Genomic DNA, 18,659 nt, shown 5'->3' with positions numbered 1-18,659 from the left:
TATGTACGAAGATATCTTTGCTGACGTTCACCTGACCGTCGTAGAACAACCAATTGAATGGAAAGGCAACTTGCCTTTTTATCGAGGCCATCTGAAAGAACTACCCTTTATTACGGGAGAAGGCACCTCAAAAAAAGTGCTGTATCGACAACTGGCAGAGCAATACCAAGAGTATGCTGCCTTGAATTTAGTTGAAGAAAAAGAAGAGGAAATGACTTCCTCTTTATTAACTGCAGATCAATTATTGAAATATTATGATGGTGAAACATTTGATGGTTTTTCTTTAAGAGATTTACTAAAAGAAGACGAATAACTATAAGTGATTGATGAGTAAAAATCCTAAATGTCGATGGAAAAATTGAGCAGAACTTTATAGCAATAGTACATAGGTTGAGGATATTTCCCTTAGATGTTTTCCCTATCATAGCGGTCTATTGTGTACGGACTAATGGCGACTATACAGGGATCATTTATATTTTTAAAGCTTTTCGTTAATATTAATAAAGATGAAGATCTAGAAATTTTCTAGGTCTTTTTTTTTAAATCTTCATAATAAAGCTAGCTATCGGACTTTTTATGCAGGATAATAACGACAATCATTTATTTGCTAGGAGAATTTTATGGATCAAGAATTATTGATTATTGAGTTACTTTCTGCAGCAGAACCGATCTATAAACAAACAAAACAAAATCGGTATAAAAACTTGCTGACTGCTTTCTTGTTTTTAATCTTAACAACTGTTCTATTTTTTGGAATTGGAACGTTTGTGTATCAACATCTGCAGATCCGAGTCCGTTCGATTGATACTGGATATTGGTTACGGGGATTTTATCATCTTTCTTTTGTATTAGGGACCGTTGGTACAGCAATAATAGGCTTCTTTTTTTTAGCCAATCTTTTTCAAGGAATCCGAATTCGCTATAATTTTCAACGTTTTTTAGAACGGATGGTACAAAAGGCCAGTCGCTATCCGATTATTTATCAAGATAACAATGCCTATTATTTAGCAGAAAAAAATGGCCGACCTAAAATTAAATTGGCGAAATCAGATTGTGTTGAATTAGCAACAACTTTTGATGAAGCTATAATTTATATGGGGATAAAGCAGGTAGGATTTGGTTTTATTGCGTTGCAGTTGTTTGTTTTGGATGCTGAGCCAGCAAAAATGCCGGCGACTTTCCCCAATCAACGGGGACTAGATTCGAAATGGCTGATTGCATTACTGGCCATTGTTTTTATTAGTGCTGCCGGCGTTTTTATCCATGACGGTTTAAATCATCATCGTAATTTGAATAACACATCTAGTCCGATTTCAGGCAACACATCTTCTAGTACTCAGCAAACAACAAACCAATCTGATCTATTAGAACAACAAGGCAAGGCTCCAACTACTAAAACAGATCAAACAAATCAGTTGAAGTTAAACCAGCAAACGAACGAGTTGTATATGACGACGGATAGTGGGAATTCGTGGATTTTTGTCCCATTAAAACCAGACTGGTTACGAACAGGTAGTTATACATTAACGTCTGGAGAGATACCAATCGGTTATTGGATGGACAAGTCGTATAATATTTCTGCTGATTTTTCGTGGTTTATTTATTCTGATGACGACAAAAATCTATATTTTTTAACGTCTAAAAATAATGGGAAAACGTGGGATAAAGCATTAATCTCTAATTCTGCACAACGTATCCGTTATCGAAAAGCTCAATTTTTTGCAGATGGGAGCGGTATACTTGTATACTCAACGATGTCACCAGAAATGTCTTCAGAAGGTTTAGAAATCTATCAAACCAATGATTACGGAAAAACTTGGTCTAAAGGAAACGGAACTATGATCAATCAACCAGTTCAAAATGTCAGTTTTGTTAACTCAACGTTAGCATTTGTTTCTACACGTGAGAAATTATATTACACAAATAATAGCGGCAGTTCATTTAAAGAAGCCGTTGTTACGATTCCAACAGAATACGCGACTGGAGGATTAGACTTGTTTCAATCACCAAATGAAGTGACCCAAGTTAGTTCTAATCAATTAGAAACTAAGTTTTATCTAGTAAAGACAAGTGGCATCGATCAAGGAAAAATGTTCGCTTGTTTATACCAGTCTTCTGATAACGGAGAAACTTGGCAATTCTCAGAACAGTTGTCACAGGTAGAGAATTCAGATTGAAAATTTTTATAAAAAGACGTTGCTCAGTGTAGGAGTAACGCCTTTTTTTGTTTGAATAACGAATAAAGAATACGTACAATAGGGACGGATAGAAAGAAGGTTGATTATGGAATTGTTGGAAAGTGACTTTCAAGTCCTTGATCGAGAGAGCTATACGTTTAAACAATTAAAAGAGCAATATACTGGTGAAGAGCTGGATCAAATAAAACAAGTCTACAAAGAGCATTGGCAAAAGTGGAAAAAATTACAATTAGTAGTTGCACAATCATTACCCAAGGATCTTCGGATGGAAAAACCGAAAATCGAGAGTTGGACGAATGGGTGGAATTTAAGAAATCATTTTTGGAGTGCCTACCGAGACCCTCAGCACCCGAATCAAAATGCATGTTTAGCAATTTTATTAAACAAAAAACAAATTCAGATTTATCTGATGTTTCAACATTATAAAAGTGACGAACGCCCAGGAAGTTTGATTCGCTATAATGAATTACTGGAACAAATCAAAGAATGGAGTACTACAATTACGGTAGATGATTATTATATTTGGCCGCAAGTAGAACATGAACTAACAGATCATTTATCATTAAAAGAATTTTTAGCAGATCCTGAGCAGCCATCAAAGCTGGAACAATCTTTGGAAGGTCGTAGCTTTCAATTAGGTAAATTATTCTTTAAAACAAACACGCCCCCAGCGATTGAAGAAATAGTTAGTCAAACACTTCAAGAATTAGTGCCATTATACTTAGCTGTGAAGTAAGAAGAGAAGTGTATTACTTAATAATCAAGTAGTGAAATTGATTATTAATAGAGGTATATAAAAAAGGAAGGCTTTTAGTCCTTCCTTTTTTATATTAGTAACATTTTGAGCAAGCTGTCAGCCCACGTGCTTGGGCTTCTTCCAAAGTAGCTGGAGTGTAGGTGCCATTTCCACATTTATGCGTATGATATTTGCTGCCAGTAGCCGTGACATAGACGGTTTGACCTTGTGAGGGCTCTGCAACTACTTGAGTTGTTTGTTGCTGATTTTGTTGTGCTTGAATTTCAGCTGCTTGTTTTGAAGCAGCTGTTTCTTGAGCTATTCGTTGCTCTTCGGATAATTTAGCTGCTTGCTGTTCTTCCAAAATTCGTTTTTCTTCTGCAGCTTTTGCTTCTTGTTCCTTTCGCTGTTGTTCTTCTTTATCCTTTTTAGCAGTTTCATCTGCTGGTTTATCTTTTTCAAAAGATTCAACTGTTTTTTCTAAAGAAGAGACGGTAGTATTCAGCTCTTCATTAGACAGTTTCAGTGACTCAATCGTTTTTGACTGACTACTGATCGTTTCTGACGAGTCATTACCACTACACCCTGTGACGAACAGACCTAAAGTTAATACCATTCCTAATTTGATAAATTTTTTCATTCTATATCCTCCCAATTTTCAGCACTTAAATGTTATACCAGCAAACTTTTAAAGCGCTTTTATAATTAGATGATACTATAAAATTAATTATGATAATGTAAAAAAAAGAATAAATGATACTATAACATGCTTAATTTAATTTAAAAGTAATTAAGTATTTTTTTCTAATTTATAGTAAGTTAAATTTAGCGTATCAAAGTTTAGTAATTCTATTATTAGAAATCTAAATATTAGAAATTAAGTATTTTTTATTGACATTCTTTTGTCTAGCGTGTATATTCTGTTCGAACAGTTAGATATCTAACATTTAGCAAGGAGGGATTTTTATGGAAAGAATGATTGTTTCAAGTTTACTACGTTCGATCATGTATAAATCACGTGAATCAATGAGCCAACGTGTCAAAGATATGGATGTCAGCCCTCAACAAGGCCGAATGATTTCTTATATTGCGCAATATGAAGAAAAAGGTTTGATTCAAAATGATTTAGCTAAGGCTTTCCAACGTCGGAGCGCTAGTATTACGAGTATGCTGCAAGGGTTAGAAAAAAAAGGCTATATTGAGCGCCGCATTCCTGCTGATAATGAACGGCAAAAAAATATCTATGCACTCCCTAAAGGTAAAGCATTAGTCGATGAAACCAATCAGGCGTTTTATGATTCTGAAAAAGAATTGGTGCATGCATTATCGGAGGAAGAAAAACAGCAACTTATCAACTTGTTAAAAAAAATTGACGATAGTCTCTAAGTAGCAAACAGGAGTGGTCTGTTTGCGGCTAAATAGTTAGAATTCTAATATTTATAAATCTAATAAAAGAAGGAATTATCATGGAAGAATTTGAAACAAACGAATCAAATATTTATTACTTAAAAGAAAGTCCAATCCGAAAGGCAATCGCTCATCTATCGATCCCGATGATGGTAGGAATCTCAGCGACAACTATTTATAATTTGATCAATGCGTATTTCATCGGCTTGATCCATGATACGAATATGATGTCAGCTATTACATTAGCCATGCCGATCACGATTATTTTGATGGCTGTCGGAAATGTTTTTGGTGTTGGTGGCGGAACATTTATCACACGTTTACTTGGGAGTGGGGATAAAGAAAAAGGTAAAAAAGTTGCGGGTTACTCTTTTTATATGAGTATTATCGCTGGAATCATTATTGCTATTTTAGCAATGATTTTTATGACGCCTTTTGTCCACTTGCTTGGAGCAGATGGTCAAACGTTAATTTATACTAAACAATATTCAACAATTTTATTTGCGGGCGGATTTGGTATGATTTTGAACTTTGGTTTAGAACAATTAGTTCGTTCAGAAGGAGCTTCAAAAGAATCAATGTATGGCATGTTTATCAGTGTTGCGGTCAGCATTATTTTAGACGCTTTATTGATCTTAGTATTTAACTTGCATGTCATCGGAGCTGGTATCTCATTGGTTCTTGCTAATTTAGCAGCTACTGCATATTATGTTTGGTTTTTAGAAACAAAAAGTGAGTCTTTGAAAGGGTTCCTAAAGCATTTTCGGATTTCAATCAAAGATCAATTAGAAGTTTACAAAATTGGTATCTCTGAAATCTTCAAATCAGCATTTATGATCGTCACTACCTTATTACTAAATAATTTCTCTGTTGAATATGGCGATAACGTAGTAGCCAGTTTTGGAATCGCCGTTCGGATTACGCAATTACCAGAATTTTTGACTATGGGTCTATTTTTAGGTGCAATGCCATTATTTGCCTATAGTTTCTCAGCGCATAACACGAAACGATTAAAAGAAGCGTTGAGAGAAGTTTCATTATGGATCGGTGGAATTTCTATTCTCTTTGCACTGATCGTTTATGTTTTTCGAGTGCCGGTTTTAGGATTATTTACTAGTGATCCAAGAGTCATTCAAGTTGGATTGACGATTTTAGCTGCACAATTGATTTCATCCGTCTTTAATGGTTTTTCTGGCTTATTTACTGGGATCTTCCAAGCTTCAGGTTTTGGAGCCCAAACCGGTGTAATGTCAACGATCCAAGGAACTTTCTTCATTCCAGTTGTTTTATTGTTGCATCATTTTTATGGATTAGATGGTTTGATCTGGTCAATGACTATCACCGAAGGCATCGCTTTTGTAGCGGGAGCAGTTATGATGGTCCCTTACTTGAACAAACTAAATAAAGATGAATTACCTGCGATGCAAGAACAATAAAAAAGTAGAGCCAGCCGCCTTGGCTGGTTCTTTATTTAGCAGATAAGGTATAATCAAAAGAAAATCAGAAAAAGGTGATTCGATGGAATCTACGGATATTCAACAGCGAATCAAAAAATTTAAAGCATTTGGAGAATCTTTGACTGGCGCGACCGTTTATTTTCGAGCAGATTGGAATGTCTTTTACTTTGATTTACAAGGAAAAATGTTTGGTCTGATGAATCATCAAGCTGAAAACCAAGCAATGATCACACTAAAAAATTTGCCAATAGTAAATGAGGAGCTTCGCGAAATGTATCCTGAGACCATCTTACCGGGATATCATACAAATAAAAATCATTGGAACTCAATCAAGTTGGCTAGTTTAGACTTAGATGATGAAGCAATTCAGTTTTTGATTCAACGGTCGTATCAATTGGTCTATCAAAAATTAACGAAGAAACAACAAGCTGAGATTCACTAAAAAAGCTGTTGGAAAAATCCAACAGCTTTTTTTCTTAGTTCTTTTTTTCTGACCAATGTAGTGCTAAAAAATAACCGGTGATTCCCATGCCGATGAAGAAACATGCAGCATCAAAACTATTGAATTCAGGATTGATCAAGGCATAGATTATGACAACGATCAACCAATTGGTAACACCCCATAAAACGTTTGTCGGTGCTGAAGCCGGCTTTTTCCAAGGAACATCCCAACGTTCAGCAGTAATTCCTTTAGTAAAATGAGGAATTCCATTCGCAAAAATCATTCCTAATAAAATACAAATAATTGAATCCACTATAATCTTCTCCTCTATCTGGCTTTCATTGGTAGTATACCTGTTCCTAAGAGATTTTTCTGTAGATTTTAGAAATAATTTATCGATCAATTGAGCAGACTACTTAACAAGACAAAGAACTTGGTGGTATGGTTGATAACGAAACAGGAAAAAATGAAGGAGGAATTTAATGATGAAAGCACCATTGATAACATTGAATGATGGTCACCATTTTCCAACGATTGGTCTAGGTACGTTCCAAATCCGTGGAGGGCAAGGAGTAGATCAAGTGTTGACTGCGATCCAAGACGGCTATCGTCTATTGGATACATCAACAAATTATGACAGTGAAGGAATCGTCGGAGAGGCTATCCGTCGCTCAGGAATTCCTCGTTCTGAATTTTTTGTAACAACAAAATTACCGGGCAAGTATCATCACTATGAGGATGCTTTGATGATGATCCAAGAATCTTTGTTCCGAATGGGACTAGATTATTTTGATTTATATTTGATCCATTGGCCATTACCTAAACGTGGGCTATACGTTGAAGCTTGGAAAGCACTAGTAACTGCTAAAAATCTTGGTTTGATCCGCTCAATCGGTGTATCGAATTTTGAACCAGAGCATTTAGATAAAATTATTGACGCAACGGGAGTTACACCTGCTGTCAATCAAATCGAAATCCATCCTTACTGGGTCCAAGAACGGATGCTAGCAGAAAATAAAAAGCGTGGAATCATTACGGAAGCATGGAGTCCTTTAGGCCGTGGAAGTGATGCGCTAAAAGAATCGACGATTACAGAATTGGCTGAAAAATATGGTAAGAATCCAGCTCAAATTATTTTGCGTTGGCATTACCAACGAGCAATCATCCCAATTCCTAAATCAAGAAACTTAGAACATCAACGAGATAATCTAGCTATTTTTGATTTTGAACTTACACCAGTTGAAATTGAAGCAATCAATAAATTAGAAAAAACAGATGGTCGAATAGATGGACAAGATCCAAATGAATATGAAGAGTTTGACTAAGAAAAAGACTGGAAATCAAAAATGATTTCCAGTCTTTTTTTGTTATTTTTACGGTTAAAACAATAAAAATAATTTATTAATCTTTTTTATATAAAATTATTTCGGAGTATGGCATACTGAAAGTAACTAAATAAGTTATGGAGGATGCCGTGAAAAGAAAATATGGAATAATAATTTCTTTGATAGCCATAGTGCTAGTCTTCTTTTTGTTTATTCAAACAGGAAAGGTAGAAGATAATGAAACATCTGATTTTACAGCAGCATCATCAGTTGAACATCACTACGATTTTTTTACGAATAGAAATCTCAACGAATTGAATGCGGTAATCTACCCGAATTATTCAGAAATGAAAGCTGATTTAACAGAAGAAGCACCTTTTACTCACAAGACTACAAAAAAAGAATTTGTTGGCGGGCGATCCGAGTCTGATGGTATTACTTGGACCGCTTATTTTGAAAAATAAACCAGCGTATCGCTAAAAGGATACGCTGGTTTTAGTTTAGCCGCCGCCCATTAAGAAATCTAAGATATCCCAGCCATTAGAATTTTGGCTACGATAAAGTTCAGTATAGCCACAACGTGTACAACTGATCGTTGTAAATTTTTTGTTTTGGACATCAAATATTTTGGCAAAATTTCCGCCAGTCGCTTGGAATTGATCCGAAACATAGTGTTGATTCCCACACTTATCACAAATGTATTGCTTTCTTTCCATCATTTTCCCTCCTTAAATGATTTGAACCAGTCATTGATTGAATTATAGCAATTTTATAGAAGGCAACATCCGTCTTTAGGAGTATCTCTTGAAATTATTTTTGACAGATCACTTTTTATCTGATTAAATAAGAACGTATGTTCGATTCAAGAGAGGCGGTTTCCAATGGAATTAGAAAGAAAAATTGAGATTTTAGCAGAAGCGGCCAAATACGATGTTTCTTGTTCCAGTAGCGGGGTAGAAAAAAATAAACGAACGGGGTCAATTGGAAGTACAAAGATTTCAGGTATCTGTCATTCATTTACTCCAGATGGTCGTTGCGTATCGCTTTTAAAATTATTATTTACGAATGCGTGTATTTTTGATTGTCATTACTGCATTAATCGTAAATCAAATGAGATTCCTCGAGCGACTTTTACGCCGCAAGAGGTTGCAGACTTAACGATTGATTTTTATCGCCGAAATTATATCGAAGGTTTATTTTTAAGTTCTGCCATTATTAAAAATCCTGATTATACGTGTGAACTACTAGTGAAAACACTAAAAATATTGCGCGAAGAAAAAGGATTTCGTGGCTATATCCATGTTAAAGCAATCCCCGGTGCTGATGAAACACTCATCGAAGAATTGGGCTTTTTAGCAGATCGAATGAGTGTGAATGTTGAATTACCATCAAAGGAAAGCTTAAAATTACTGGCTCCTGATAAAGATCCATTTGATTTATATAAACCAATGAAACAAATTACAACAATAAAAAAAGAACAAGGATTACTGCCAACCATCCAACAGGGATCTAAGTTTGTTCCAGCTGGTCAATCAACACAGATGATTATTGGGGCTAGTCCGGAAAGTGATCGTTCGATCGTAAAAATATCAGAAAACTTGTATCAAAAGTATCAATTGAAACGGGTCTATTACTCTGCTTATATTCCTGTGAATCACGATAATTTATTACCAGCTGTAACAAGCGAGCCGCCGTTGTTACGAGAGCATCGCTTGTACCAAGCAGATTGGTTACTACGCTATTATAAATTTAGCGCAGATGAGATTTTATCAGAAGAAAAACCGAATTTTAATCTCTATTTAGACCCTAAAGTGAATTGGGCAGTTCAAAATTATCCGTTTTTTCCTGTCGATGTGCAAACGGCTAGTTATGATCAATTGCTGCGGGTACCAGGGATCGGTCCTAAAAGTGCACAAAATATTCTAAAAGCTCGTAAATATTATCGGCTCCATCTAGTTGATTTAAAAAAATTAGGGATTGTTATCAAACGAGCACAGTATTTCATTACTTGTAATCAAGAAAGACCTTCAGGATTAATCAACGATCCCGAATGGGTCATTGCTTCTTTGATCTCTTCTAAACAATATGAAACATTAAAGCAATTCAATACGCAATCTATGTATGAGCAATTGACATTATTTGATGTGGAACGATTTGAGCATGCAAAAAAAGGAGGAGCATAATGGAAGAAACCCAGGCACAATGGGAATATGACGGCAGCTTTCTAGGTTTTTTGACAATTGTTGATCGAGGTTTTCGTGAAAAAAAATTTCCGGCTGTGATCGTATCAACGGGAAATTCTGTTGAAAATCTATTCTATTCAGAATGGATCAAAACAGACAAGGATCGGGGAACTAAAATCTATCATCGATTAATCCAGCGACTTCGAACTGAAAATTATCAATTTATTCAACAAGGTTTTTATGCTTCCTTAGAAGGGAAAGAACGTTATTTGTTAGATGCCATTGAGATTGCTTTACAGACGACAGATTTATTGGAAAACCATTTGGGACACCCTTCGATCCTAGCTTTGCAGAAAAGTATCCGAACCTTATTAAGTGAAACACATGCGTTTACCGGATTTGTTCGTTTTGAAGCAGTCGGGGCAGTGTTATTTAGCCAGATTAGTCCTAAAAATTATGTCTTACCCTATCTTTGTCCTCATTTTGCTGAACGTTATCCGCAAGAAAAAATCATGCTTTATGACACTACACATCGATTATTGGCTATGATCGATCACGGAAAGATTCATTTATTAGAACAAGCAACTTGTCCAGAGATAGCTCGTTCGCAGGAAGAACAAATAATAGAACAACAATGGAAAACTTTTTTGAAAGCTGTGACGATTGACGAAAGAACCGATTTGAAAAATCAAAGAAATCATTTGCCCCTCCGTTATCGTGAAAATATGACTGAATTCAAATTTCCGGCAAGATGATTCCTTTTTTGGCTAAGTTCAAGAGACATTCTTCTAAATAAGCCTCATCATGTTCAGGATAAAGTGGTGTAGTGATCGGTAAAACAGTGATTTGGGTCAAAGGTTCGAGGTGCTTGCCGCGATAAAGTGGATCAAACCACAAAGGATCCGGAGAATAGCCTCGTCGAAGCATTTCTTCAAGGACCAATAAGTGAAATTGAAATAATTTATAGTAGGGATGGGTAAAGACATAGTCAACGGTTGCGTGTTTTTTTCCCCAGCCTTTCCCTCTTAAAGCTGCGGCTTCGCGATGTTGACCCAATAACTGTTGGCGAGGTAAAAATGGGATCAGTTTTTCGTGCCAAAGACGCATGGTGGTTCCTCCAATCTGTATGTAACTAATTTTTTCATAAATATTATCTATTGACGAATGATTTGCTTGAGAGATTTACTTTCATGATTTATAAGATCTGTTTTATAATAGGAGTGATTAGGAAGTAGGTGAATGGAATGGAAGAGAAAAAAACAAAAGGATCGACCGCAGTAATTGCAGCTCTTTTTGCCAATATATTAGTAGCAGTCAGTAAATTTGTTGGTTTTATGATCAGTGGCAGTGCTGCTATGATGAATGAAAGTATTCATAGCGTGGTAGACTGCAGCAACCAAATCTTATTGTTGTTTGGTGATCGTCAAGCAGCGCGAGGGCAAAGTGAGTTGCATCAATTTGGTGAAGGTCGAGCAAAATATTTCTTCAGTACGATCGTTGCAACAATGTTGTTCTTTGGCGGTGGAGCTTTAGGTATCTGGGAAGCAGTCGAAAAATTATTTCATCCCAGTCATGAAGTAACTAACCCATTGATCGTATTGGGAATTTTAGTTTTTGGGATTTTGATTGAAGGGAGTTCTCTACGGGTCGCAGTCAAAGAAATCCATGAATTGAACACAGAAAATTTACCACTGTTTAAATTTTTGAAAGAAAGTCGCCACAGTGAGATCTTGATTATTTTTACAGAGGATTTTTGTGCCGTGATTGGTTTAGTATTAGCGATCATCGGAACATTATTAACAATGTTCACTGGAAATCCGGTCTTTGATGCATTGAGTGGTTTATTTATCGGGATGATGCTGTTATTTGCTTCGATCTTTTTAGCTCGTGAGTTTTATAGTCTCATCATTGGTGAAAGTGTATCTAAAGCGGACTTGGAAAAAATCAAAGATGCATTTAAACGAAATGAAGTCAAGAAAGTGATCGATATTAAAACAGTTCACTTAGGACCAACAGAGGTTATGATCGCAGCTAAGATCGATATCATAGACGCTTATGAAGGCGTCAGTTATGATGTAGTTAATGATATTGAGCGAGTCATCCGCAGAGCGTTACCAGATAAGAAAGCTTATATTTATATTGAAACGGACGAATTTGATCCAGAATATGATCAAAAACGACAAGTACAATCGGACACGTAATTTTTTGTGTCCGATTTTTATTCATCTACTTTTTGAAAGAAGGTGTTAACAATGTCTTCATTGCGCTTTTTCTTTACTTATTCACGTGAGTTTTTGCGTCATTGGGGTAGTTATATTTTATTAATTGTTGGAACCAATATTGTGTTAGAAATCATAGTGATCCCGCTTTTTCAATTTTTGACGGCATTTATCTTAAAGCGAGGCAATATTCCCTATGTTTCCAATACGAATATTTTAACAATTTTAACTAAACATCCAGCGGTACTCATTGCTTTGCTGTTTTTATTAGCCTTGATTTTTGCCCTAGTATTTTTACAATTCACGTTTCAATTATTTGGTATACGAAGCATTCAAACGAAGAGCGAAGCTTCTTTATGGGAAGTATTGAAGCAATCAATTTATCAAATGCGAAAATTACGTCCAATGACGTTTGTATTCTTTCTGTTTTATTTTTTAATGATCTTACCGTTTGCTAATGCTATTTTTCGTACCCCACTTTTGAGTAAGGTAACGATTCCGGTGTTTATTATCGACTACTTAAACGAAAATATGTGGATTTCACTTTTGTTATCAGTTGGTTCACTTTTAGTTTGGTACGTAGGAGTTCGTTTGTTATTTGTGTTACCTCAAATGATTTTTTCAAATGAACGCCCTAAACAAGCAATTACTAAAAGTTTAGCATTAACGTATCGACGTTTTTGGCACTATGCGTGGCGTATTTTTATATTAACTCTTATTTTAACCGGTGTATCCTATATCGGTTATGGTATCAGCTACATTTTCCAATCTATTTTAGATTTATTTCCGCGCCCAATTCCAGCGGTTGGCGCGATGGTCACGTTGACCAGTATCCAATTTTTCAGCCAATTAATGTTAGCCTGGGCGACTGTTCTCTATTTCAGTATTTTAGTACAAAAGTTTCATCCTTTGATCATTAGCGGTGAGCGGCCTTTACAGATGATCCATCCTAGTTTTTGGACAAGATTGGCTGCGGGAATCGTCTGTATTATTTTGGGCGGTTCACTTCTTTTCAATAATGTTCTGTATCTGGCAGGAGTAGGAGAATCAGAACCGTTAACGATTTCCCATCGAGGGGTAGATAATGGAAATGGTGTTCAAAACACGATTCCAGCGATGGCCGCTACGATTAAAGAAAAGCCTGATTATATCGAAATGGACATTCAAGAAACCAAAGATCACCAGTTTGTAGTGATGCATGATATCAATTTGAAAAAATTAACTGGGGTCAATAAGACGACTCATGATCTAACCCTAGCTGAATTACAAGATTTATATGCGACTGAGAATGGTCATGTAGCGTCTGTCGCCAGTTTTGATGATTATGTGGCCTTTGCAAACCGCCATCAGCAAAAATTATTAATTGAGATTAAGGTCACTTCAGCAGATTCCAAAGAGATGATCGATAATTTCATCACCAAGTATCAATCAATGATTTTAGAATATCATCATAAGATTCATTCATTAGATTATGATGTTGTAAAAGAATTAAAAGAAAAGGCGCCTAAGTTGTATGTCAGTTATGTATTGCCGTATAATTTAGTATTCCCACAAACTCCAGCGAACGCCTATACGATGGAAGAGACGACACTAACGAGTAATTTTATCCAACAGGCCCATCAAGAGCATAAAGGTGTTTATGCTTGGACGGTCAATAGTAGGGATGGTATGGATCGAATGATTGCGTTGAATGTTAATGGCATCGTGACGGACAATTTAAAAATGCTGAAAGAAGAAATCAGTATTTATGAGCAAAAACCATCTTATGCAAAACGAATTGAAATCTATATCAACCGTTTACCGGCACTAAATGCTAGGAGTAGCGAAAATTAATATCGTACTTCAAAAATTCATTAAATTTACATAGAGTTTTCTCAAAAGCTTTTCGAATAGCCTATTGCTCTATGGTAAAATAACTATATGTTTTACAAATGATACCTGAAGGTTAAGAAGGAGTTTGTTATGAAAAAAAGAGGCTTTGAAGTAGTTGCAGCATATAAAGAACAGGAAATTAATTTACCTAAACGAGCAACTAAAAACGCAGCCGGATATGATTTTGAAGCAGCAGCAGATATTGTTATCCCAGCTGTTTGGAAACAAGTGATCCAACACTTTACAAATGGTACGGAAACAACTGGGAAAATATTGAAACCAGTTTTAGTTCCAACAGGAATCAAAGCGTATATGGGTACAGATGAGTACCTACAGTTAGCCAATCGTTCAAGCAATCCTTTGAAACGATTCATTACGTTAAGTAATGGGATTGGTGTGATCGACAGTGATTATTACAATAACCCGGATAATGAAGGCCACATCATGTTCCAATTTTCAAATTTTGGTTTAACAGATGTAACAATCAAAAAGGGCGAACGAATTGGTCAAGGAATTTTCTTGCCATTCTTAAAAGCTGATAATGATCAAGCAGATACTGAACGTACTGGCGGATTTGGTTCATCTGGAAAACAATAATTAAATCAACGAGTGAGGCGAAAACTTTGGCAAAAAAAACCAAATCGCAATTTATCTGTCAAGAATGCGGCTACGTTTCACCTAAATATTTAGGCCGCTGTCCTAATTGTGGCAATTGGAATACGATGGTGGAAGAGGTCGAACAAAATACTGAAGATCGGCGCAATCGTGTTAGTTTAACAGGTGAGCGGGCGCAACCAACAAAGCTGAAAGATGTCGTCTTTAAAAAAGAAACACGAGTCCAAACACAATTGACTGAATTGAATCGTGTTTTAGGCGGCGGTGTTGTTCCAGGTTCATTAGTATTGATCGGTGGGGACCCCGGAATAGGGAAATCAACATTGCTATTACAGGTTTCTCACCAATTGGCAGCGACTGGCGGAGAAGTATTGTATGTGTCAGGAGAAGAAAGCGCCCAACAAATCAAGTTGAGGGCAGAACGCCTGGGTTCTAGTGACAATGATTTTTATTTATATGCGGAGACGGATATGGGTGAAATCAGCCGAACGATTGAAAATTTAAAACCTGATTACGTTATTATCGATTCGATTCAAACAATGACGCAGCCAGATATCTCAAGTGTAGCTGGCTCGGTCAGTCAAGTAAGAGAAACGACTGCTGAATTACTAAAATTGGCAAAAACCAATGGTATTGCGATTTTTATCGTAGGGCATGTTACCAAAGAAGGAAACATCGCTGGCCCAAGAATGCTGGAACATATGGTAGATACCGTTTTATATTTTGAAGGTGAAAAACATCATAGTTTCCGTATTCTACGAGCAGTAAAAAATCGTTTCGGATCAACCAACGAATTGGGTATTTTTGAAATGCGTGAAGGTGGCTTAGTCGAAGTCGCTAATCCCTCGCAAGTCTTTTTAGAAGAACGTTTAGAGGGAGCGACGGGATCTGCCATTGTGGTGGCGATGGAAGGAAGTCGGCCTATCTTGGTGGAAGTTCAAGCTTTAGTGACACCAACGGCTTTCGGTAATGCTAAACGTACAACGACAGGTTTAGATTTTAACCGGGTGTCATTGATCATGGCTGTTTTAGAAAAACGGGCGGGACTACTTTTACAAAACCAAGATGCCTATTTGAAAGCAGCAGGCGGTGTGAAACTAAATGAACCGGCAATCGACTTGGCAGTAGCTGTTGCGATTGCTTCCAGTTACAAAGAAAATGGCACAGAAGCCACCGAGTGCTTTATCGGTGAAATTGGTTTGACTGGAGAAATTCGGCGAGTCAGCAGTATTGAACAGCGTGTGAAAGAAGCGAGTAAGTTAGGATTTAAAAAAGTGTACTTGCCTAAAAATAATATGGGCGATTGGACCCCACCAAAAGAAATCGAATTGGTGCCGGTCGCTACTTTAGGAGAGACATTAAGAAAAGTATTTCGTTAATAAGTGGATGTGTCAGAGTAGTTCTGGCACCCCTTTATTTTAAATTAAGCTCAATTTGAGGAGGGATGGCATGCAAAAACGTGTGTTAACAATAATCATAGTATTAATTGGTATTAGTTTAGGAATCACCTTTTTACCAATGGCGTGGTTTGCAATTGGTTATGCAGACAACATGTGGTTGAATAATTCAGTTACCGATGGCCTAATTGGTGCAATTATTTTTTATATTATTTCTTTGGCGATCGTGGGACCAATTACAGCTGGAGTAAAAAAACTTGAAAAACAATTGAATGAATTTAGTCTGACGTATATTGTCTTTGGTGTAGTAGGGGCAATTTTAGGATTAACATTAGGTCTGATCGGAACTTCTCCACTGTATCGTGTACCAGTTCCATTCATCAACAGCGGATTGCCAATATTGATCATGGCACTGCTAGGCTATTTAGGTTTTCGGATGGGAACGACTCGAATCGATGAATTAAAAAAATTCTTTGGTGGTCGTAATAAGAAGGCGGAGACGAATGAAGGCGAAGTATTAGAACGCAAAGCCGATGATCATTTTCATAAATATAAAATTTTAGACACGAGCGTTATTATCGACGGTCGAATCTATGATATTGCAAAATCAGGATTCTTAGAAGGCGTTTTGATGATTCCAAATTTTGTATTGTATGAGTTACAATACATTGCAGATTCTGGTGATAGTTTAAAACGCGTACGTGGGCGCCGAGGATTAGATATTTTAAATTCATTGCAAAAAGAAGAAGGTATCTCAGTTGAAATGTACGATGGTGATTTTGAAGATATCAGTGAAGTCGACAGCAAATTAATTAAATTAGCAAAATTATTAGATGGTGTGATCGTGACTAACGATTATAACTTAAATAAAGTATCTGAGTTTCAAAATGTAGCTGTACTGAATATCAATGCCTTAGCTAATGCAGTGAAACCAGTTGTTATTCCTGGAGAAACGATGAATGTCTTATTAGTAAAAGCCGGAACTGAGCGTCAACAAGGGGTCGCTTATCTAGATGATGGTACGATGGTCGTTGTAGAAGATGGCCAACACTATATGAATGAACATATCGAAGTTGTCGTGACGAGCGCCTTGCAAACTGCTGCAGGACGAATGATTTTTGCGAAACCGGCACACTCAAGTCGGAATATCAAAGACGATTCACCAGAGAAAAAATTAGATTATGATCAAACAAAATCAACTAAATGATACTACAGCTTTACTAAATAGCGGTTTGATTGTAAACTTTAGTCTGTAAAGAACTTGGGTTCTTGAACTAAAAAAGTTGAAAGAGGAGCTAAATATGTCAAAAATTCGTGTGCGTTACGCACCAAGTCCAACTGGACACTTACACATCGGGAATGCCCGTACTGCATTGTTTAACTATCTATTTGCCCGTCATCACGGTGGAGAATTTATTATTCGAATCGAGGATACGGATTTAAAAAGAAACATTGAAGATGGTGAAAAGAGTCAGTTAGAGAATTTGGCATGGTTAGGTCTTGATTGGGATGAGTCTCCAGAAAATCCTGGCGAATACGGTCCTTACCGTCAATCAGAACGTCGTGAAATCTATCAACCATTGATCGATCAATTACTTGCTAGCAACTTAGCATATAAATGTTATTGTACTTCTGAAGAGTTAGAAGCTGAACGTGAAGCTCAACGTGCGCGTGGAGAAATGCCGCACTATTCTGGTAAATGTGCGAACTTGACACCAGAACAACAAGCTGAAAAAGAAGCACAAGGTTTAGAACCTGTGATTCGTTTCCGTGTTCCTCGCAACACAAGTTTTGCGTTTGATGATATGGTCAAAGGTGAAATCAGCTTTGAGTCTGATAACATCGGTGGCGATTTTATTATTCAAAAACGTGACGGTATGCCAACATATAACTTTGCTGTAGCCGTTGATGATCACTTGATGAAAATCACGCATGTATTACGCGGAGATGATCACATCGCCAATACACCAAAACAATTGATGATTTATGATGCGTTTGGTTGGCAACGTCCAACATTCGGTCATATGACACTGATCATCAATAGTGAAACAGGTAAAAAACTAAGTAAACGTGATGAAAGTATTCTACAATTTATTGAACAATACCGTGAATTGGGTTATTTACCAGAAGCGATGTTCAACTTCATTACATTATTAGGTTGGTCTCCAGTTGGAGAAGATGAAATCTTCTCTCAAGAAGAATTGATTAAAATGTTTGATACAGACCGTTTGAGCAAATCTCCTGCAGCATTTGACCAAAAGAAATTAGAATGGGTGAATAACCACTATATCAAAGCAATGGATTTAGATAAATTGACTGAATTATGCTTGCCTTATTTGATCAAGGCTGGTAAAGTCGAAGAAAATCCAACACCTGAACGTAAAGAATGGTTGAAACGTGTTGTTAGCTTGTACCAACCACAAATGAGTTATGCAGCTGAAATCACTGAAGTTTCTAGTTTGTTCTTCCAAGATAAGTTAGAACTTGATGATGCAGCCAAAGAAGTTTTAGCAGGTGAAACAGTACCAACTGTCTTAGCAGCTTTCCAAGCACAATTAGAAGCGATGGAAACAGTGGATGCAGCAAGTGTTTTAGCAGCAATCAAAGCAGTTCAAAAAGAAACTGGTGTTAAGGGTAAAAATTTATGGATGCCGATTCGTGTAGCGGTTAGCGGTGTGACTCACGGTCCTGAATTACCAGAAACAGTTGAATTGTTAGGGAAAGAAAAAGCTTTATCACATATCAATCAAGTAAAATAAACACAAAGAAGAGAAGAAGTAACAAGGAAAGATTTTACAGAGAGGCTGT

20 protein-coding genes and 1 other annotated feature (1 of these 21 only partly in view) are annotated in these 18,659 nt (G+C 36.6%); of the genes, 16 read left to right on the top strand and 4 right to left on the bottom strand.

The genetic code is table 11. The annotated features are described in order from the left end of the window. Window position 1 precedes the first annotated feature (1 nt). From ACQKTA_RS08255 to ACQKTA_RS08245, 3 genes are all read left to right on the top strand, one after another. The gene (locus ACQKTA_RS08255; RefSeq protein ID WP_332579896.1) at window positions 2-313 is read left to right on the top strand and encodes a hypothetical protein; all 312 of its coding nucleotides are present in this window, start codon (window positions 2-4) and stop codon (window positions 311-313) included. Window positions 314-620: 307 nt separating this feature from the next. Next, window positions 621-2,177: a hypothetical protein gene (locus ACQKTA_RS08250; protein WP_427813407.1), complete on the top strand. Its 1,557-nt coding sequence runs from the start codon at window positions 621-623 to the stop codon at window positions 2,175-2,177. Between the two features lie 106 nt (window positions 2,178-2,283). Beyond that, on the top strand, window positions 2,284-2,934 hold the full coding sequence (locus tag ACQKTA_RS08245; protein WP_427813406.1) for an HI_0552 family protein: 651 nt from the start codon (window positions 2,284-2,286) through the stop codon (window positions 2,932-2,934). Window positions 2,935-3,028: 94 nt separating this feature from the next. On the opposite strand, the gene ACQKTA_RS08240 is transcribed toward ACQKTA_RS08245, so the two are convergent. Next, window positions 3,029-3,574: a hypothetical protein gene (locus tag ACQKTA_RS08240; protein WP_427813405.1), complete on the bottom strand. Its 546-nt coding sequence runs from the start codon at window positions 3,572-3,574 to the stop codon at window positions 3,029-3,031. 326 nt (window positions 3,575-3,900) lie between these two features. On the opposite strand from ACQKTA_RS08240, the gene ACQKTA_RS08235 reads away from it, so the two are divergent. The 3 genes from ACQKTA_RS08235 (at window position 3,901) to ACQKTA_RS08225 (ending at window position 6,240) form a co-directional block, all read left to right on the top strand. Then, complete coding sequence (locus ACQKTA_RS08235) at window positions 3,901-4,320, top strand: MarR family winged helix-turn-helix transcriptional regulator (protein WP_427813404.1); 420 nt, start codon at window positions 3,901-3,903, stop codon at window positions 4,318-4,320. Window positions 4,321-4,400: 80 nt separating this feature from the next. Continuing rightward, entirely contained in the window at window positions 4,401-5,777 is a 1,377-nt protein-coding gene (locus ACQKTA_RS08230; RefSeq protein ID WP_407856744.1) for an MATE family efflux transporter, read from the top strand. 82 nt (window positions 5,778-5,859) lie between these two features. Next, window positions 5,860-6,240 (top strand): MmcQ/YjbR family DNA-binding protein, encoded by a 381-nt coding sequence (locus ACQKTA_RS08225; protein WP_427813403.1) that lies wholly within the window; start codon window positions 5,860-5,862, stop codon window positions 6,238-6,240. Window positions 6,241-6,274: 34 nt separating this feature from the next. Here the strand turns inward: ACQKTA_RS08225 and ACQKTA_RS08220 are convergent, their stop codons facing one another. After that, window positions 6,275-6,553, bottom strand: coding sequence for a hypothetical protein (locus ACQKTA_RS08220; RefSeq protein WP_332579888.1), 279 nt, complete (start codon window positions 6,551-6,553; stop codon window positions 6,275-6,277). A 172-nt stretch (window positions 6,554-6,725) separates the two neighbouring features. Here ACQKTA_RS08220 and ACQKTA_RS08215 point away from each other — a divergent pair, with 172 nt between their 5' ends. Together ACQKTA_RS08215 and ACQKTA_RS08210 are read left to right on the top strand one after the other, a co-directional pair. Further along, window positions 6,726-7,565, top strand: coding sequence for an aldo/keto reductase (locus tag ACQKTA_RS08215; RefSeq protein ID WP_427814529.1), 840 nt, complete (start codon window positions 6,726-6,728; stop codon window positions 7,563-7,565). A gap of 149 nt (window positions 7,566-7,714) precedes the next feature. Next, window positions 7,715-8,029: a hypothetical protein gene (locus tag ACQKTA_RS08210; protein WP_427813402.1), complete on the top strand. Its 315-nt coding sequence runs from the start codon at window positions 7,715-7,717 to the stop codon at window positions 8,027-8,029. 36 nt (window positions 8,030-8,065) lie between these two features. Here the strand turns inward: ACQKTA_RS08210 and ACQKTA_RS08205 are convergent, their stop codons facing one another. After that, entirely contained in the window at window positions 8,066-8,281 is a 216-nt protein-coding gene (locus ACQKTA_RS08205) for a zinc ribbon domain-containing protein (protein WP_332579886.1), read from the bottom strand. Between the two features lie 165 nt (window positions 8,282-8,446). Between ACQKTA_RS08205 and ACQKTA_RS08200 the strand changes: the two genes are divergently transcribed. Together ACQKTA_RS08200 and ACQKTA_RS08195 are read left to right on the top strand one after the other, a co-directional pair. Next, window positions 8,447-9,748: a putative DNA modification/repair radical SAM protein gene (locus ACQKTA_RS08200; protein ID WP_427813401.1), complete on the top strand. Its 1,302-nt coding sequence runs from the start codon at window positions 8,447-8,449 to the stop codon at window positions 9,746-9,748. Then, window positions 9,748-10,503 carry a TIGR03915 family putative DNA repair protein gene (locus ACQKTA_RS08195; RefSeq protein ID WP_427813400.1) on the top strand — a complete coding sequence of 252 codons (756 nt, stop codon included), beginning with the start codon at window positions 9,748-9,750 and terminating at the stop codon, window positions 10,501-10,503. The genes ACQKTA_RS08200 and ACQKTA_RS08195 overlap by 1 nt, the downstream gene beginning before the upstream one ends. On the opposite strand, the gene ACQKTA_RS08190 is transcribed toward ACQKTA_RS08195, so the two are convergent. Beyond that, the gene (locus ACQKTA_RS08190) at window positions 10,484-10,855 is read right to left on the bottom strand and encodes a TIGR02328 family protein (RefSeq protein WP_332579883.1); all 372 of its coding nucleotides are present in this window, start codon (window positions 10,853-10,855) and stop codon (window positions 10,484-10,486) included. The two genes, ACQKTA_RS08195 and ACQKTA_RS08190, sit on opposite strands and share 20 nt — an antisense overlap. A 137-nt stretch (window positions 10,856-10,992) precedes the next feature. On the opposite strand from ACQKTA_RS08190, the gene ACQKTA_RS08185 reads away from it, so the two are divergent. From ACQKTA_RS08185 to gltX, 6 genes are all read left to right on the top strand, one after another. Further along, a complete protein-coding gene (locus ACQKTA_RS08185; RefSeq protein ID WP_332579882.1) occupies window positions 10,993-11,949 on the top strand; it encodes a cation diffusion facilitator family transporter in 957 nt (318 codons plus the stop codon). 51 nt (window positions 11,950-12,000) lie between these two features. After that, entirely contained in the window at window positions 12,001-13,800 is a 1,800-nt protein-coding gene (locus ACQKTA_RS08180; protein ID WP_427813399.1) for a glycerophosphoryl diester phosphodiesterase membrane domain-containing protein, read from the top strand. A 129-nt stretch (window positions 13,801-13,929) separates the two neighbouring features. Next, window positions 13,930-14,436, top strand: coding sequence for a dUTP diphosphatase (locus ACQKTA_RS08175; RefSeq protein WP_427813398.1), 507 nt, complete (start codon window positions 13,930-13,932; stop codon window positions 14,434-14,436). Window positions 14,437-14,462: 26 nt separating this feature from the next. After that, window positions 14,463-15,833, top strand: coding sequence for a DNA repair protein RadA (gene radA / locus ACQKTA_RS08170; RefSeq protein WP_332579879.1), 1,371 nt, complete (start codon window positions 14,463-14,465; stop codon window positions 15,831-15,833). A gap of 70 nt (window positions 15,834-15,903) precedes the next feature. After that, window positions 15,904-17,058, top strand: a complete 1,155-nt coding sequence (locus tag ACQKTA_RS08165) for a PIN/TRAM domain-containing protein (RefSeq protein WP_332579878.1) — start codon at window positions 15,904-15,906, stop codon at window positions 17,056-17,058. Window positions 17,059-17,152: 94 nt separating this feature from the next. Beyond that, complete coding sequence (gltX, locus tag ACQKTA_RS08160; protein ID WP_332579877.1) at window positions 17,153-18,610, top strand: glutamate--tRNA ligase; 1,458 nt, start codon at window positions 17,153-17,155, stop codon at window positions 18,608-18,610. Beyond that, window positions 18,607-18,659 (top strand) — a binding site (T-box leader); it runs 148 nt beyond the window's last position. Its footprint overlaps the gene before it by 4 nt.

It is taken from the genome of Enterococcus sp. 22-H-5-01 (genome assembly GCF_050310005.1).
Taxonomy (GTDB): Bacteria; Bacillota; Bacilli; order Lactobacillales; family Enterococcaceae; genus Enterococcus_A; species Enterococcus_A hailinensis.
The sequence above is the reverse complement of the archived record's forward strand: the minus strand, read 5'-3'. Positions and strand labels throughout refer to the sequence as shown.

Coding starts and splice junctions, on each gene's coding strand:
- ACQKTA_RS08255 (WP_332579896.1), top strand. CDS start 2: ATGTACGAAGATATCTTTGCTGACGTTCACCTGACCGTCGTAGAACAA.
- ACQKTA_RS08250 (WP_427813407.1), top strand. CDS start 621: ATGGATCAAGAATTATTGATTATTGAGTTACTTTCTGCAGCAGAACCG.
- ACQKTA_RS08245 (WP_427813406.1), top strand. CDS start 2,284: ATGGAATTGTTGGAAAGTGACTTTCAAGTCCTTGATCGAGAGAGCTAT.
- ACQKTA_RS08240 (WP_427813405.1), bottom strand. CDS start 3,574: ATGAAAAAATTTATCAAATTAGGAATGGTATTAACTTTAGGTCTGTTC.
- ACQKTA_RS08235 (WP_427813404.1), top strand. CDS start 3,901: ATGGAAAGAATGATTGTTTCAAGTTTACTACGTTCGATCATGTATAAA.
- ACQKTA_RS08230 (WP_407856744.1), top strand. CDS start 4,401: ATGGAAGAATTTGAAACAAACGAATCAAATATTTATTACTTAAAAGAA.
- ACQKTA_RS08225 (WP_427813403.1), top strand. CDS start 5,860: ATGGAATCTACGGATATTCAACAGCGAATCAAAAAATTTAAAGCATTT.
- ACQKTA_RS08215 (WP_427814529.1), top strand. CDS start 6,726: ATGAAAGCACCATTGATAACATTGAATGATGGTCACCATTTTCCAACG.
- ACQKTA_RS08205 (WP_332579886.1), bottom strand. CDS start 8,281: ATGGAAAGAAAGCAATACATTTGTGATAAGTGTGGGAATCAACACTAT.
- ACQKTA_RS08200 (WP_427813401.1), top strand. CDS start 8,447: ATGGAATTAGAAAGAAAAATTGAGATTTTAGCAGAAGCGGCCAAATAC.
- ACQKTA_RS08195 (WP_427813400.1), top strand. CDS start 9,748: ATGGAAGAAACCCAGGCACAATGGGAATATGACGGCAGCTTTCTAGGT.
- ACQKTA_RS08190 (WP_332579883.1), bottom strand. CDS start 10,855: ATGCGTCTTTGGCACGAAAAACTGATCCCATTTTTACCTCGCCAACAG.
- ACQKTA_RS08185 (WP_332579882.1), top strand. CDS start 10,993: ATGGAAGAGAAAAAAACAAAAGGATCGACCGCAGTAATTGCAGCTCTT.
- ACQKTA_RS08180 (WP_427813399.1), top strand. CDS start 12,001: ATGTCTTCATTGCGCTTTTTCTTTACTTATTCACGTGAGTTTTTGCGT.
- ACQKTA_RS08175 (WP_427813398.1), top strand. CDS start 13,930: ATGAAAAAAAGAGGCTTTGAAGTAGTTGCAGCATATAAAGAACAGGAA.
- ACQKTA_RS08165 (WP_332579878.1), top strand. CDS start 15,904: ATGCAAAAACGTGTGTTAACAATAATCATAGTATTAATTGGTATTAGT.
- gltX (WP_332579877.1), top strand. CDS start 17,153: ATGTCAAAAATTCGTGTGCGTTACGCACCAAGTCCAACTGGACACTTA.